The sequence below is a fragment of the Chryseobacterium sp. GM_Chr_2 genome (assembly GCF_026540445.1).
Classification (GTDB): Bacteria; Bacteroidota; Bacteroidia; order Flavobacteriales; family Weeksellaceae; genus Chryseobacterium.
The window spans coordinates 56,905-73,164 of sequence record NZ_JALNUD010000007.1; the positions used below are offsets into that span (position 1 = coordinate 56,905).

Sequence of the window (16,260 nt, forward strand, 5' to 3'; positions counted from 1 at the left end):
TAATCATTATTCAACCTAAAATTCAGAAATTACTTCTTTTCAGGAACGTAGTTAATGATTACTCTTTGGTTAGGATTAAGATATTTTTTAGCCGCATTTTGAAGATCTTCTCTGGTGATCGATCTGTAGATGTCTATTTCTTTGTTGATAAGGTTGGTATCGCCCATCAATACGTGATTGGTAGCCAATGAAGCCGCAATTCCCTGAATGCTGGAATTGGCGTTTACAAACTGGTTTTCAAATTTATTTTGAAGCTTTTGATAATCGTCCTGAGAAATTAAAGTAGTCTGAAGCTTTTTAATTTCTGCATCAATATCTGTTTGAAGTGTTTGTTTTGATGTTTGCCCCATCGGGATGGCAAAGAATGCAAAAATACCGTAATCTTCAAGACCTTGGTTGAAAGCAGCTACTTCAAGTGCTTTTTTCTCCTGATCTACCAATTTTTTATATAAAACTGAAGATTTTCCGCTGCTTAAATACGTAGAAAGCATATCTAAAATATAAGCATCTTTTTCTTTGTTTCCTGGAGTTCTGTAAGCGAAAATATAGGCAGGAAGCTGAATATTCGGGTCTGTAGCCGTCACTTCTTTTTCCTGAGTAATAGGCGCGTCTTTAGGGAAATCTTTTGGATAAACTGTGCCTTTAGGAATAGCTCCGTAATAATCCTGAATCCATTTTTTGGTCTGCTCCGGTTTAATATCTCCCGCAACTACTAAAGTAGCGTTGTTCGGAACATAGAATTTTTTGTAGAAAGCTTGAAACTCGTCTAATTTTGCTGAGTTCAAATCTTCCATAGACCCAATCGTAGGCCAGTTGTATGGATGATTCGTGAATAAATTTTTCTGAATTGTGGAGAATAAATTACCATAAGGCTGGTTATCCATTCTCAATCTTTTTTCTTCTTTTACAACCTCTCTCTGCGTATCTACACCAATTTGGTTGATTACTGCGTGACGCATTCTTTCAGATTCCATCCAAAGTCCCAATTGTTCGTTGTTAGACGGGAAAGTTTCGTAATAATATGTTCTGTCGTTCGTTGTATTGGCATTGTTTTGTCCTCCGTTTGATGAAACGATTTTAAACCAATCACCTCTTTTGATGTTCGGAGTTCCTTCAAACAAAAGGTGCTCGAAGAAGTGAGCAAAACCTGTTCTTCCTTTTACTTCATCTTTTGCTCCAACATGGTACATTACCCCTGTAGTAACTACCGGCGCAGAATTGTCCTGATGAAGAATTACGTGTAACCCGTTTGGAAGATCATATTCTTCGAATTTGATTTGCTGAGCATTTAAAGCCATTCCGAAGAAAGCAACTGCAGCAGCAGAAATAAGTCGTTTTTTCATAAAATAGAAATTGTTTACCAATTAGTGTTGATTATTGATGATTTGTTACAAAGAATTGATATTTTTTTATTGCTAAATCTTAGTTGAATGATGAGTATAAATTTTCTATCGACATCTAAAATTTGAATTCTCCATATAATACACTAATTTTGTGTTCCTAAATTTTTTTGCAGCATGGAGGATTACTTGAAAGGACTGAATGAATCACAATTTGAAGCCGTTACCACATTACAGGGACCATTGATGGTGCTTGCGGGAGCCGGTTCTGGGAAAACGCGTGTTTTAACAATGCGTATTGCTCATTTAATTACAAACGGGATCGATCCTTTCAATATTCTGGCACTTACCTTTACCAATAAGGCGGCAAAAGAAATGAAGGAACGTATTGCCAAAGTCGTAGGGCAAAGCAATGCGAGAAGCCTTTGGATGGGAACTTTTCACTCCGTTTTTGCAAGAATTCTGAGAAGTGAGGCGCATTATTTAGGCTATCCTTCCAATTTTACCATTTACGATCAGCAGGATGCTTTGAATGTCATCAAAAAAGTGTTGAAAGACATGAATATTGATGCTGATTTGTATAAACCTAAAAAAGTTCAGGCAAGAATTTCGACTTATAAAAATAATCTGATCACGGTAAAAGCGTATTACAACAATCCCGAATTAATGGAAGCTGATGAAAAAGCCAACATGAAATTCATCGGGCAGATTTATCAAAAATATGTTGAGCAATGTTTCAAAAACGGTTCCATGGATTTTGATGATCTTTTGTTAAAAACCAATGAATTACTGACGCGTTTTCCGGAAGTTTTAGCCAAATATCAGGACAGATTCAGATATATTTTGGTAGATGAGTACCAGGATACGAACCACTCGCAGTATTTAATTGTAAAAGCATTAGCTTCAAAATTCGAAAATATTTGTGTGGTAGGAGATGATGCACAGTCCATTTACTCTTTCCGTGGCGCAAATATTTATAATATCCTCAACTTTAAAAAAGATTATCCTGATGCTGTTACGGTTTCTTTGGAGCAAAATTATCGTTCTACACAGAATATCGTAAACGCAGCCAATGTAGTAATCGCCAAAAACCTTCAGCAGTTTAAGAAAAATGTTTTCAGTGAAAATGAAGAAGGCGAAAAGATAAAGGTATATCGCTCAATGTCTGATGCAGATGAAGCCAATTTCGTTGCCGGAAATATTTGGGAAATCAGAAATCGTGAGCAGAGAAAGTACAGCGATTTTGCAATTTTATACAGAACAAACTCTCAGACTCGTGCTTTTGAAGATGCGTTGAGACGTAAAAATATTCCGTACAAAGTGTATGGAGGTTTATCTTTTTACCAAAGAAAGGAGGTTAAAGATTTAATCGGATATTTACGTCTTTTGGTAAATGAAAATGATTCTGAAGCATTAATGAGAATCATCAACTATCCGACAAGAGGAATTGGAGAGACAACGCAGAATAAACTGATTGTTTTTGCAGATTCTCAAAATCTTCCTGTTTCTAAAGTATTGGATAGCCTTCCGATTTATGCTCCACAATTAGGTTTCAATAATGGAGTTTTAAATAAATTGAATGATTTCTGGTCGATGATTAAAGCATTTCAGGTATTATTAAAAACTGAAACGGCTTATAATGTAGCGATGGAAGTGGCAAAGCGAAGTGGTTTAATCAAATTTTTAAAAGACGACCAGACGCCGGAAGGTATTTCCCGTGTTGAAAACGTTCAGGAATTGATGAACTCGATGCAGGGGTTCATCGAAGAACAGATGCAGCTGGAGGACGGAGATCCAAGCTTACCGAATTTCCTTGAAAACATCGCACTTTCTGCAGATACTCAGAAGAAAGATGATGAAGATGATATGGTTTCTTTGATGACGATTCACCTTTCAAAAGGTTTGGAATTTCCGGTTGTGAATCTGGTTGGTTTGGAAGAAAATCTTTTCCCGAGTTTCATGAGTTCCACAACCAGAGAAGATTTGGAAGAAGAAAGACGTCTGTTTTATGTGGCTTTAACGAGAGCTGAAAAGCAGGTTTTCTTTTCGTATGCCGTTTCCCGTTTTCAGTGGGGAAAAATTACCGATGCTGAACCTTCACGATTTTTAAGTGAAATTGATGAACAATATATCGAATTTGTAAATCCGGCAATCGAGAAGCGTTTCATTAACAATTCCGGAGTGAAGTCTAATATTTTCGATGAGCATCCTTCCGAAATGAGAAGCTTCAAAAAAGTAGAAAAGAAGACCATTGAAAGAGGTGAAAACTCTAAACCGATTGCAGAACCTAGAAAATTAAAACCCGTCGGAACCGCAAAAATTATCAATCCAAGCGGAGCTTCTTCGCAGGATATTATTGTTGGAGACAGAGTACGCCATGACAGATTCGGGATTGGTGAAGTCACTTTCCTAGACGGAACAGATCCTCAGAATATTAAGGCTAAAGTTTTTTTCCAGCATGAAGGCGAAAAAAATCTGATCTTAAAATTCGCGAAACTTACCAAAATTTAACATGAGTTTGGGGTTTGGCTGGAAGACGGAAGAGGGAGGCTAGAAGTTCATTGAGTTCTTCATTTACTATATGATGATAAAATTTAAAGACAAAGAAAATTTTGATTTTTATGCTCTTACATACCTCCATCTTCCGACCCCTAGCTTCTAACCGCTAAATTTTTCTTAAAAATAGAATTAAACTATTAACACTTTTTATAATTTATTAGTCTATTAATTTTGTAGACTTGTAAATATGCTTTACATTTGTCCACTTAAAAAAATACAAATCAATTAATTTAACTGGAAAATGTATGCTCAATAGAAAGACAGTTTTTTCGGCTTCAGTCTTATTTTTCTTAGGAACTTATGCCTATGCTCAGGAAAAAGAACCTGTGCAAAAAGATACGGTGAAGACGGCCAATGTAGAAGAAGTGGTAATTTTAGGTTCACGAGGCGGGGCAAGGTCTAAGACAGACAGTCCGGTTCCTGTGGATGTTTTCAATCTTAAAGAATCTTCGGTAGTTTTACCTCAAACCAATATTTCTCAAATTTTAAATGCGGTAGCGCCTTCGTTTACTTCAACCATTCAAACCAATGCAGACGGTACGGATCATTTGGATCCTGCCCAGCTAAGAGGTTTGGGGCCGGATCAGGTTTTGGTTTTGGTGAATGGTAAAAGACGTCATACTTCGGCATTAGTGAATGTAAACGGTTCACCGGGAAGAGGAACGGTAGGAACAGATTTGAATGCGATTCCTTCTTTTGCACTGAACAGAATCGAAGTTTTAAGAGATGGAGCCTCTGCACAATATGGTTCTGATGCGATCGCCGGGGTGATCAATTTAGAATTGAAAAGAGACACCGGAAAACTGGCAGGACAGGTTTCTTATGGTGGAAATCTTACGCCGACAGCGAATGATCACACGGGAGATTTTGACGGGCAAAATATTCAGGTTGATTTAAATTACGGAAATAAAATTGGGAAAAAAGGTGGTTTTTATAATATTACCTGGACGTCTCAATTCAGAAATCCAACCTATAGAGCAGGAACAGAAAGCGGAAAATTATTTAATGCCTATAATGCTATTGAGCAACGTGCATTGAACGATGGTGTAAACCTTTCTTCATTATATACAAATATTGGTTCAACTCCTAATGAGACGCAGTTGGTGAATTATATTCATCAATATGCTCAAGGTGTAAATTATTTTTCACAAAATTTTCAAAATCAAATTCAGGGAGCAAATACTATTTCTGCTTTACAGGGAATCTTAAAAGAAGACGTAACAAATCAGGAATTAGATGCAAGAGGATTGTCAAGAAAAGACTTCAACATGCAGGTTGGGCAGTCTAAATTGAATAACCATCAGCTTTTTGCCAATATAGAAATTCCTATTAATGATGATTGGAAAGTGTATACTTTTGGAGGATATAGCTTCCGACACGGAACTTCTGGAGGGTTTTACAGAAGGCCAAATGAAGCCCGAACATTTACGGGCCAATACATCAATGGATATTTGCCACAAATAGAAACAGATATTCAGGATTTGTCACTTTCAACCGGAATTAAAGGAAACTGGCTGGGATGGAATATCGATTTTAGTAATACTTTCGGACAAAACTCTTTTGATTACACCATAGGAAATACAGGAAATACGTCTTTACTTTTTGCTTCGGCTAACGAATTTAAAGCTGGTGGTTTAAGATTTTCTCAGAATACAATTAATTTAGATTTTTCTAGAAAATATGATGTCTGGAATGGAATTAATGTGGCATTCGGGGCAGAACATCGTTATGAAAATTTCAAGATCACCCCAGGTGAAGAAGCTTCATATACAACTTATGATGTAAATGGAAATGTTTGGGATGGTATTTCTATGAGGCCAACCGACTTTTTCGGAAACGTAAGACCAGGAAGTTCGCAGGTTTTTGCAGGTTTCAGACCTGAAAATGCAGTGAATAGAAACAGACAATCTGTTGCAGCATATGCAGATGTAGAATTTAATTTTACGGATTGGTTATTGGTAGACGCTGCGGCTAGATATGAAAATTATTCGGATTTCGGGTCTACATTTAATTATAAATTAGCTTCGAGAATTAAACTAGCTGATAATTTGAACTTTAGATTTGCAGGTTCTACAGGTTTCAGAGCACCTTCTATTCACCAGATTTATTATAATGTAACTTCCACGTTATTTACCAATAATCAGTTATTGGAAGTAGGAACTTTTAGTAATGATTCAAAAATTGCCGGATTATTGGGAATTCCTAAATTAAAACAGGAAACATCAAAATCTGTGAGTGCAGGATTTACCTATAAAATACCATCATTAAATTTGAATATTACTGCGGATGCTTACTTCATCAGAATTGATAATAGAGTGGTACTAACAGATCAATTTACAAGACCTACAGATGTACAGGTTGAAGCAAATCCCAACCTGGCGCCAATACAAGAGAGTTTTGATGAGGCTGAAGTAAATGCAGCTCAATTTTTCTCAAACTCAATTAATACGGAGACTAAAGGTTTAGATATTGTGATTAGCCATAATTTCAGAACAGGTGAATTTAAACTAACCAATGATTTTGGATTAAATCTTAATCAGACAAGAAAAGTTGGCGAAATAATGGCAACTGATAAATTGAGAAATGCAGGATTGCAAAATACCTATTTCTCTGAAAAATCAAGAGTGTATCTGGAAGAAGCGGTTCCGCGTGTAAAAGCGAGTTTATCTCATAATCTAGCTTGGAGAGGTGCAACTTTTTATCTTAGAAATACCTACTTTGGAAAAGTAACTGGAGCGGATATCATCGATGCCAATGGCGATGGAATTATCGGAGCTAATGAGCATCAGCAGATTACTGCAAAAATCATTACTGATGTTTCCGTAGCCTATCAGTTTACAAAAAATGTTGGTCTTACGCTTGGGGTTAATAATCTTTTTGATATTTATCCAACGAAAAATTTACCGGCTTCTACAAATAACGATCAGTTTATCTATTCGCGTTCTACATCGCAGTTTGGACAAAACGGAAGATATGTCTTTTCAAGACTGAACTTTAATTTTTAAACATGTTTTAAAAATTTCTTCGGAACGGATTCAAATAAATTTGAATCCGTTTTGTTTTATAAAAAAGCCTGCTTCCAAAAAAAGAAACAGGCTAAAAAATTAAAAATTGTTATACAGTCATCATTAAAACTTCCAACGTACAAAGGCTTCCATTGCTTCATATTCTGCCAGACCAAGTTTATCATAAGCTTTCGCTGTCTCACGATTCCTGTCTTCAGCGCGCTGCCAAAATTCTCTGGAATCATCTCCCGGAAAAACGGCTTTATCTTTCTGACTTTGATGTTTAAAAATGGCCTGTTTTTTACGTTCCAATTCTTGTGGACTTATCGGAACCGCCATTTCAATTTCATGAGTTTCAAATTCATGCCATGCGCCGCGATACATCCACAACCAGCAATCTTTTGCCCAGTCTTCGGTTTTTCGTAATTCTTTTAACGCTTCCAGAATAATATTAAAACAAACCAGATGCGTTCCGTGTGGATCTTCAAAATCTCCTGCCGCAAAAACCTGATGAGGTTTAATTTTCTTCATCAAATCTATCGTTAATTCAACGTCTTTCTGAGTATCTGAATTTTTTTGATATTTCCGAATTTCATAAAACGGTAACGACTGAAAATGAATGTGTTCATCATCCAAACCGCAATATCTCGCTCCGGCAATAGCTTCTCCTTTCCGAATTAATCCTTTAATAGTTTGAATTTCGGGAGTATCTGTTTCATTGGGTTGCTTTTTACTGAAAAAAGTCCGCATATCCTGATAAAGCGTTTTCAGTTTAGCATTATCAATTCCCATTTTTTCAGTGAAATCGATATTGAATTCAACAAAACGAAGAACATCATCATCCCAAACTGCAGTATTTCCTGATGTTTGATATGCTACGTGCACATCATGTTTCTGATCAACCAATCTAATGAACGTTCCTCCCATTGAAATTACATCATCATCGGGATGAGGTGAAAATATAATCACCCTTTTCTTCGCAGGTTCAGCTCTTTCCGGTCGTTGAGAATCATCGGCGTTCGGTTTTCCGCCGGGCCAACCGGTAATGGTATGTTGAAGTTTATTAAAAATTTGAATATTAATATTATAAACAGGGCCTTTTTCTGTTGCCAACTGCGCCATTCCATTGTTATTGTAATCGTCTTCGGTCAGTTTTAAAACAGGTTTATCTAATGTATTGGCTAACCAAATAACCGCTTTGTGAATCAGATCATCCGTCCAGATACAATCTTTTACCAGCCAGGGGGTATCAAATCGTGTAAGCTCCGAAGCGGCATCCTGATCCAAAATAAATTCTACATTATTGGAAAGTTGAAGATACGTTGCAGGAACTTCTCCCGAAATATTGCCTTCTACCGCTTTTTTGATGATGGAAGCTTTTTTACGGCTCCAGGCCATGAGAATAATTTCTTTAGCCTTAAAAATAGTTCCGATTCCCATCGTAATTGCTTTTGTGGGAACAAAGCTTTTTCCACCGAAATCTTTCGCGGCATCTCTTATTGTCAGATCATCCAACGTTACTAATCGCGTTCCTGAATTGGGCGCAGACCCCGGTTCATTAAAACCGATATGTCCTGTTCTTCCGATTCCTAAAATCTGAATATCCAAACCGCCTAAACGTTCAATTTTCTTTTCGTATTCAAGGCAAAAAGATGGAATTTCTTCTAATGTTAAGGTGCCGTCTGGAATATGAATATTTTCTCTTTCAATATCAATATGATTGAAAAGGTTTTCGTTCATAAAAGTGACATAACTTTGAACTGCATTCGGCTGCATGGGGTAATATTCATCCAGATTAAAGGTAATTACATTCTTAAAACTTAAACCTTCTTCTTTATGGAGTCTTACTAATTCTGCATAAACCAAAACAGGTGTTGCCCCGGTTGCTAATCCTAAGACGGCAAAAGTATTTTCAGATTGTTTTTTTTGGATAATGGATGCAATTCTGTGCGCAATAGTAATGGATGCGATTTTATTAGTTTCGAAAACGCTCACCGGAAGTTTTTCAAAGCGAGTCTCTTCAAGTAAATTGAGTTTTATCATTGTGTTTATGTTTTATTGTGTAAATATAAATAGATATGGTTGAATATTAAATAATTAATTGATGTATTTTAATTTAAATTAATAATTATTGGTGAAGTATTTGATTTCATTAAAAAATTAAATAATTCAAATTCTGATTTAGATAAAATTTAATTATTTCTCAAATTGAGACAATGTGAAATTCGTATATTTAGGCTTTAAAAAGTTTTTATGATGCGTAAAATTTTGATTATTTTCATTGTAACTATATTTTCTATTCCTATATTTTCTCAGGAATATCGTTTAGAGAATAATATTCATTACTATGATGAACAAACCAATAAATCGGATGCTTACATTAATGAACGATGTATTTTAGATATCTACATTCCGAAAAATATTAAAAACTTCCCGACTGTAATTTGGTTTCATGGCGGAGGATTAACAGGCGGACAAAAAGAAATTCCAGAAGAATTAAAGAATAAAGGAGTTGCTGTTATTGGCGTAAATTACAGACTTTCTCCCAAAGTAAATGCTCCGAAATATATTGAAGATGCAGCCGCTGCTTCAGCTTGGGTTTTTAAGAATATTAAAAATTATGGAGGTGACGAAAATAAGATCTTTATTTCCGGACATTCGGCGGGAGGATATTTGGCAATAATGGTTGGTTTGAACAAAATGTATTTAGAAAAGTACGGAATTGATGCAAATAAATTGGCTGGAATTATTCCTTTCAGCGGACAAATGATTTCACATTTTACAGCAAGAAAAGAAAAAGGAATTGATGAATTGGATGCGAGAATTGATGATTTTGCACCGCTTCATTTTATCAGAGCCGATGCCCCACCTTTATTGTTAATCACAGGCGATCGCGAAAAAGAATTGTTGGGGAGATACGAAGAAAACGCTTACATGGCACGAATGATGAAACTGAAAGGTCATAAAGAAACGACCTTATATGAACTTCAGGGCTTCGATCACGGTGGAATGGCGCATCCTGCATTTCCATTATTACTCAACGAAATCAAAAGAATAGAGAAGCTGAAAAAGTAAATGTTGAATTGCTGGAGGTTGGAAGAAGGAAGTTTGATGTCAAAAAATGTGCATATCATTTTTAAACCTCCAGCTTCCCTCTTCTAACTTCCAGCCCAATAATTTTGCAAAGTTTTTTTATTTTTATTTCTTTGGTGTGAAAATAAAATTGATTTCGAACGATGGGTATGTTTTACAACAATGCGGTTTGCGATATTTATATAGGAAAAGGTGCTGGTGGGAAAATGATGCAAGACATCAGAAATGCACAAAAAAATGTGAAAATTGTTTCGCCTTATCTTTCTCCTTTTTTAATTAAAGAACTGATTCATCTTCATTCAAGAGGAATTAAAATCAGGCTTATCACCAGCGATGAAATCGAAGATTTTTATGGGCATGACAAGAATATTCATAAGTTAATCATTCAACACAGACATACCGATGAGAAAGCAAAAGAAACAAGAGACAATCTTAAAAGTTTATCCGGAACATTGCTTTTTGCCATGATTGGTTTAGGCGTAGTTTTGCTGCCGTTGATGTATCTTTTAAACAATTTTAAGTTCGCTTATGGTTTTGCAGTTGTTATTTTACTATTTCTGATTAGAGATTCTGTCGTTAAAAAAATCAGGAGAACAAAAGTGTATCATTATACGTATAAACAGCTTTTTCCTTTCAAGGTTTTTGTTTCACCCAATAGCAGCAATTCTTCCAATAAAACTTTTATTCACAGTAAAATATATATTATTGATGATGAAGTTGCGTATCTCGGCTCACTCAATTTTACCGGAAGTGGTGTAAAAGATAATCACGAAACAAGAATCCGGACTACTGATCCGGAGGCTGTGGCGAAAATCATTGAAGAAATGAAAGAGATTTATTTCCATTCCAATTTACCGGAAAGAGATATTCAGTTTTGGGGAAGCCAGCTGTACGAGGAGCCTATGAACTAAAAGGTGAGTGGTGAATGGTCAATTTGCTTCGCAGTGAATTTTATAGGATTAAGAATAATTTTAATTAAAAAAATTCACAATTGACTGCGAAGCAGATTCACTATTCACTTTAAAATTATCTCTCTACAAGTTCTTTCACCGATTCTCCGTAGAAATCAATCTCTGTTTTATCAATTTTTAAAAGCTGATACCATTTTCGAAAAGCTCCGATGAAGACGATCAACATTAATACCATTGCAACAACGGCTAATATTGCCAATAAATATTGTTCTTTCGGAATGTAAATCGTAGTCACCTGAATATAACCTGCCCAAAAAGTAATGATTGCCATAAAAATCCCTGGAATGGCTGAACATAAGGCGTATTTTCCTCTATTCAAACGAATCAGCATGGTGGTACAGACAATCAGTCCGCACGCTGCCAACAGTTGATTACTAATTCCGAATAATGGCCAGATGCTGCTTACATTTCCTGTAAAAACCAAATATCCCCAGGCAAAAGTGAAAAGGAGACTGCTGAGGATAATTCCAGGCATCCAGTTTTTATCATTGAATTTCGGAATGACAGAACCTAACATTTCCTGAAGGAAAAATCTTCCAACTCTCGTTCCTGCATCAATCGCAGTCAGAATAAACACCGCTTCAAACATAATGGCGAAGTTATACCAATAGGCCATCAACTGATCCATGTAAGGGATTTTATTGAAAATATGAGCCATCCCCACAGCTAAGGAAACGGCTCCTCCTGTTCTTCCGTGAAGGTCAATTCCTATCTTTTGAGAAAAATAATCGATATCAACACCATGTAAGGATGGATGAGCTGCAAGAAAAGCATCATACGAATCTTTTGGTGTATTGATGGCAAAATAATCGCCTGGCATTAAGGTACAAGCCGCAATCAAGGCCATCAAAGCTACAAAACCTTCTACCAGCATCGCTCCATAGCCCACAAAAAGAATTTCTCTTTCTCTGTTCAGCATTTTTGGAGTGGTACCCGTCGCAATAACCGCATGAAATCCAGAAATCGCTCCACAGGCAATTACAATAAATATAAAAGGTAAAACGGGACCGCCGATTACGGGACCGCCACCATTTACAAATTGTGTTAAAGCCGGCATTTGAACGGTTGGATGAATCACGATAACTCCAATCGCCAACATAATAATAGTTCCGATTTTTAAATAAGTTGAAAGATAATCTCTCGGTACCAAAAGCAACCAAACCGGTAAAACTGAAGCCAAAAATCCATACAAAGGAATGGCAATGGAAATCGTTGTAATATCCCACGAAAACAGATTGTTCATGGTTTCATTCTGCATCAGATTATGTCCGCCGATAATTCCTGCGATTAATAGAATTCCGCCCAAAATACTCGCAAAAGTCACTGAATTTTTTCTGTAACGCATGATCAGTCCCATAATAATGGCAATCGGCATTGTAATCACAACGGTAAATAATGACCAAGAAGCCTCGTGCATCGCATTAATGCAAGCAAGAGACAATCCGGCAAGTGTAAGAATGAGGATAAATAAAATGGCAAAACCAGCTACGGTTCCTGTTGTTTTCCCGATTTCTTTGGAAGCAATGGTTGCTAGACTTTGTCCTTTATGACGAACCGAAGCGAAGAGAACAACCATATCATGCACACCGCCTCCCAAAACGCAGCCTATTAAAATCCATAAAGCTCCCGGAAGATAACCGAATTGGGCTGCTAAAACCGGTCCGACCAAAGGTCCTGCCGCCGCAATAGCTGCAAAGTGATGCCCAAAGAGTACATTTTTATTAGTCGCCACATAATCTTTTCCGTCAGCGAATTCTACCGCGGGAGTGGTATGGCTGTCATTTAGTTTTAATACTTTATTTGCCATGAAAATTCCGTAGAAACGATAAGCAATGGCGAAGATAAGCACTGAAACAAATACCAGAGTAAGTGCGTTGATGTTATTTAGGAAATCCATATCAGTTAAGTTTTTTATAAGTAAATAATTAAATTTTTTATTTGTTTTGATTTAAATAATCTAAACAAAAGCCAAGTTAATTAATTTAGATATAAAAATAATGATATGTATATTAATTTAGCAAATTTGTATTGATGGTTTTAAAATAATGTTTAATAAATTGTAAAATATTCTATTTAGTATGAGAAATAATGAAATTAACCATTTGATCATTCAGCTGATCCATGTATATTTTATCTGTAGTTCCAAAACCGTGAATTCCGTCTTTTACAACAACTAAAGAAGTTTCAATATTTTGTTTTTTAAGTTTTCGAACCAATTTTTTTGATTGATTTATCGGCGCCACACGATCTTTATTCCCATGAAGAATAAAGGTTGGAACGGCATTTTCAACATCATTTATAGGAGATACTGTTTCGAGATAGTCTATGGCTTTTCTTTTTTCGGTTTGAATATCGTATCCTGAAATTCCCATGACCAATTTTTGTCTGATTTCCACAATAGGCTTAAAAAACCAACCCACAATCGTCACAGGAATTTTGCCTAATCGGGTATGTAAAAGTTTGTTTAAATCGGTCGGACCAAAATTACTGACCACATAATTCACCTTTCCGGAATAAGAAGAAAGTTCAGGACTTCCAACATATTCGTTATCGTTTGTATAAGCTGATAACATCGATAAATGGGCACCTGAGGAAGCCCCGTAAAAACCAATATTGTTATCATCAAAGTGATATTTTTCAGCATTTTTCCTTACCCATCTTACGGCATCTTTCGTATCCTGAATCGGTAAAGGAAAATGCACGGTTTCATTCACCAACGTATTGTCAATGCTTATAACTGCATAGTTTTTTTCTATTAATTTTAAAATAAAACTTTCAATATAGCTTTCGGCTCTTACTGTTTTATCACCTTTTGCCCATGCACCACCGTGTACATATACCACCACCGGAAGTTTTTCTAATGTCGAATTTTTAGGCTTATAAATATCTAAAAGTAAAGGTTTTCCTGAATCATCATTTTTATAAGGAATATCTTTCTGAAAGTCTGTTTTTTCAGGCAGGAGAACGCTTGGAGAAGCTGGCGGCTCAAGTGGCGGTTGAGAATAGGCAGCATTGAATAAGGTGATGCATAAAACAAAAAACAGGTTTAAAGAAAACCTGTAAATTATATTGTGATTGAATGATTTCATAGAATATTATTTTGAAGAGTATTATTTTACTAACTCCTCAAAAAGTTTACCAAACGTCTTTTCAAGATCTTTGGATTTTCCAGGATGAGGTCTGGAAGTCTGCACAACAGCACTTCGAACTGCCGTCAGCCAACGAAAACGTTCAGGAATTTCGAGCTGTGCGATTGGACCGCCATCTTTTTTTCCTTCTGCAATTTTTTTGAAGCTTTCCAGATTTTGAATCACATCATCGTAATCCAGTTTGCTGTGCATCAGTTTAAATTTATCAGGACATAAATAAAATTCCACCTTAATAAACTTCTCTCTTTTAGAAAACATCACCAATCCGATGTTGAAAAATTCTTCTCTCTCAACCTTCGGAACCAAGCGGATTACCGCATATTCGTAAATTTTATCCTCTTGCATTTTTGGCTTCGTTTAAAAAGATTTCAGAATGTTCTAATCTGGTTTTCAAAAAGTTGAAATAGATGTCACGGATTTCCTCCGGCGATTCTTCCGCGTCGTTCCAATGCAACCAATCTTCAGGAATCATATCAACAATTTCTCTGAAAACTTTTTCATTCAATACTTCTTTAGCAAATTTGTTTGCTTCGTCCAACTTTGAAGCTTTTGGAAGGAGTACGTGATCTTTTACATATTTAAAAGGCGTTTTTGCCGCCGTATCAAAATTCTGCCATGAATGGTGAAAATAGAAAGACGCACCATTGTCGATAACCCACAATTCTTTGTGCCACATCAACATATTCGTATTCCTGAAAGTACGGTCGATATTGGTGATAAAGGCATCCAGCCAAACGATTTTTGAGGCAAGAAGAGGATCAACCTGCACGCTCGGATCATACGTGATTGCTTCTGAAAGATAGTGCAGTCCTAGATTTAAACCTTCAGAATTTTTCAACAGATCCTGAATTTCTTCATCTGCTTCCGTTCTTCCGAAATCGACATCAAGATTGATGAAAACCAGTTCCGGAATTTTTAATCCTAATAATTCAGTGATTTTTCCACCTAATAATTCGGAAATCAACATTTTCACTCCATGACCTGCGCCACGGAATTTCAAAACATATTTAAAATCATCATCAGCCTCTGCCAAAGCGGGAAGCGAACCTCCTTCACGAAGCGGCAGAATGTAACGCATGACGGTTACCGTTCTTAAATCCAACATGATGCAAAAGTAAGGTTTTTCCTTTGTGTTTATTTCTATTTATGCTATTTTTAAGTTTAAAATAAAATTTAATTGAATTAATTCATCTCGCAGATTTAGCGGATTACGCAGATGTTTATGCATTAAAAAGATCTGCGTAATCTGCGAGAGATAAAAAATCAACAAAACAAAAAGATATGCAGATCATAAAAAGAGAAAATATCATCATTTCCAACCCTGAAACAAGAGATTTCCTTGCAGATGCTTATTATCCGGGAACCAATGAAAAATTACCGCTAGTCATTTTTGTACATGGTTACAAAGGCTATAAAGATTGGGGAGCTTGGGACTTAATGGCAGAAAATTTTGCAGAAGCCGGATTTTTCTTTGTTACATTTAATTTTTCCCACAACGGAACAACGATTGAAGATCCTCACAATTTTGCTGATCTTGAAGCTTTCGGAAATAATAATTACTCTAAAGAATTGTCAGATTTAGGCGCTGTGATAGATTATTTTGTCGCTGATGAAAAAGTTGATGATCAGAAAATAATTTTGATTGGTCACAGTCGGGGAGGAGGGATTTCTATTATTAAAACGTATGAGGATGAAAGAATTAATGGATTGATTACCTTGGCAAGTGTCGATACTTTAGAACGTTTTCCAAAAAATGAAGCTTTTGAAAAATGGAAAGAAGCAGGTGTTTATTATGTGGTGAATGGAAGGACGAAGCAGGAAATGCCTCATTATTATCAGTTTTATCAAGATTTTGAAAAAGATGAGCATCGTTTTGATGTTGAAAGAGCCACGGAAATGGCAAAAGCTCACGTTTTAATTATTCACGGGACAAATGATGAATCGGTAAGTGTAAAAAATGCCGAACATCTTCATATTTTAAACCCAAATTCTGAATTGTATCTCATTGAAAATGCCAATCATACTTTTGGAGCTAAAGAACCTTGGGAAGAGAATGAAATGCCGAAAGATCTGAATGAAGTTGTTGATAAATGTGTGGAATTTATCAATGAAAAAATTGTGAATGAGTAATGGCTGGAGGATG

11 protein-coding genes are annotated in these 16,260 nt (G+C 36.0%); 5 read left to right on the forward strand and 6 right to left on the reverse strand.

The features are described from left to right. Window positions 1-29: 29 nt before the first annotated feature. On the reverse strand, window positions 30-1,343 hold the full coding sequence (locus OXQ85_RS12180; protein WP_267404919.1) for a pitrilysin family protein: 1,314 nt from the start codon (window positions 1,341-1,343) through the stop codon (window positions 30-32). A 174-nt stretch (window positions 1,344-1,517) separates the two neighbouring features. On the opposite strand from OXQ85_RS12180, the gene OXQ85_RS12185 reads away from it, so the two are divergent. Both OXQ85_RS12185 and OXQ85_RS12190 read left to right on the forward strand, forming a co-directional pair. Next, a complete protein-coding gene (locus tag OXQ85_RS12185; protein ID WP_267404921.1) occupies window positions 1,518-3,851 on the forward strand; it encodes a UvrD-helicase domain-containing protein in 2,334 nt (777 codons plus the stop codon). 293 nt (window positions 3,852-4,144) lie between these two features. After that, on the forward strand, window positions 4,145-6,904 hold the full coding sequence (locus tag OXQ85_RS12190; RefSeq protein WP_267404923.1) for a TonB-dependent receptor: 2,760 nt from the start codon (window positions 4,145-4,147) through the stop codon (window positions 6,902-6,904). Window positions 6,905-7,027: 123 nt separating this feature from the next. Here the strand turns inward: OXQ85_RS12190 and nagB are convergent, their stop codons facing one another. Then, the gene (nagB, locus tag OXQ85_RS12195; protein WP_267404924.1) at window positions 7,028-8,947 is read right to left on the reverse strand and encodes a glucosamine-6-phosphate deaminase; all 1,920 of its coding nucleotides are present in this window, start codon (window positions 8,945-8,947) and stop codon (window positions 7,028-7,030) included. 213 nt (window positions 8,948-9,160) lie between these two features. On the opposite strand from nagB, the gene OXQ85_RS12200 reads away from it, so the two are divergent. Both OXQ85_RS12200 and OXQ85_RS12205 read left to right on the forward strand, forming a co-directional pair. Then, a complete protein-coding gene (locus OXQ85_RS12200) occupies window positions 9,161-9,979 on the forward strand; it encodes an alpha/beta hydrolase (RefSeq protein ID WP_267405083.1) in 819 nt (272 codons plus the stop codon). A 167-nt stretch (window positions 9,980-10,146) separates the two neighbouring features. Then, a complete protein-coding gene (locus tag OXQ85_RS12205; protein ID WP_267404925.1) occupies window positions 10,147-10,908 on the forward strand; it encodes a phospholipase D family protein in 762 nt (253 codons plus the stop codon). A gap of 115 nt (window positions 10,909-11,023) precedes the next feature. Here OXQ85_RS12205 and OXQ85_RS12210 read toward each other — a convergent pair whose 3' ends face one another. The 4 genes from OXQ85_RS12210 to OXQ85_RS12225 form a co-directional block, all read right to left on the reverse strand. Next, on the reverse strand, window positions 11,024-12,865 hold the full coding sequence (locus OXQ85_RS12210; RefSeq protein WP_267404926.1) for a carbon starvation protein A: 1,842 nt from the start codon (window positions 12,863-12,865) through the stop codon (window positions 11,024-11,026). Between the two features lie 172 nt (window positions 12,866-13,037). Continuing rightward, on the reverse strand, window positions 13,038-14,057 hold the full coding sequence (locus OXQ85_RS12215; protein ID WP_267404927.1) for an alpha/beta hydrolase: 1,020 nt from the start codon (window positions 14,055-14,057) through the stop codon (window positions 13,038-13,040). Window positions 14,058-14,078: 21 nt separating this feature from the next. Then, window positions 14,079-14,462 carry a DUF3037 domain-containing protein gene (locus tag OXQ85_RS12220; RefSeq protein WP_267404929.1) on the reverse strand — a complete coding sequence of 128 codons (384 nt, stop codon included), beginning with the start codon at window positions 14,460-14,462 and terminating at the stop codon, window positions 14,079-14,081. Continuing rightward, complete coding sequence (locus OXQ85_RS12225) at window positions 14,449-15,222, reverse strand: HipA family kinase (RefSeq protein WP_267404931.1); 774 nt, start codon at window positions 15,220-15,222, stop codon at window positions 14,449-14,451. The genes OXQ85_RS12220 and OXQ85_RS12225 overlap by 14 nt, the downstream gene beginning before the upstream one ends. 176 nt (window positions 15,223-15,398) lie before the next feature. On the opposite strand from OXQ85_RS12225, the gene OXQ85_RS12230 reads away from it, so the two are divergent. Beyond that, window positions 15,399-16,247 (forward strand): alpha/beta fold hydrolase, encoded by an 849-nt coding sequence (locus OXQ85_RS12230; RefSeq protein ID WP_267404933.1) that lies wholly within the window; start codon window positions 15,399-15,401, stop codon window positions 16,245-16,247. The last annotated feature ends 13 nt before the right edge of the window (window positions 16,248-16,260 follow it).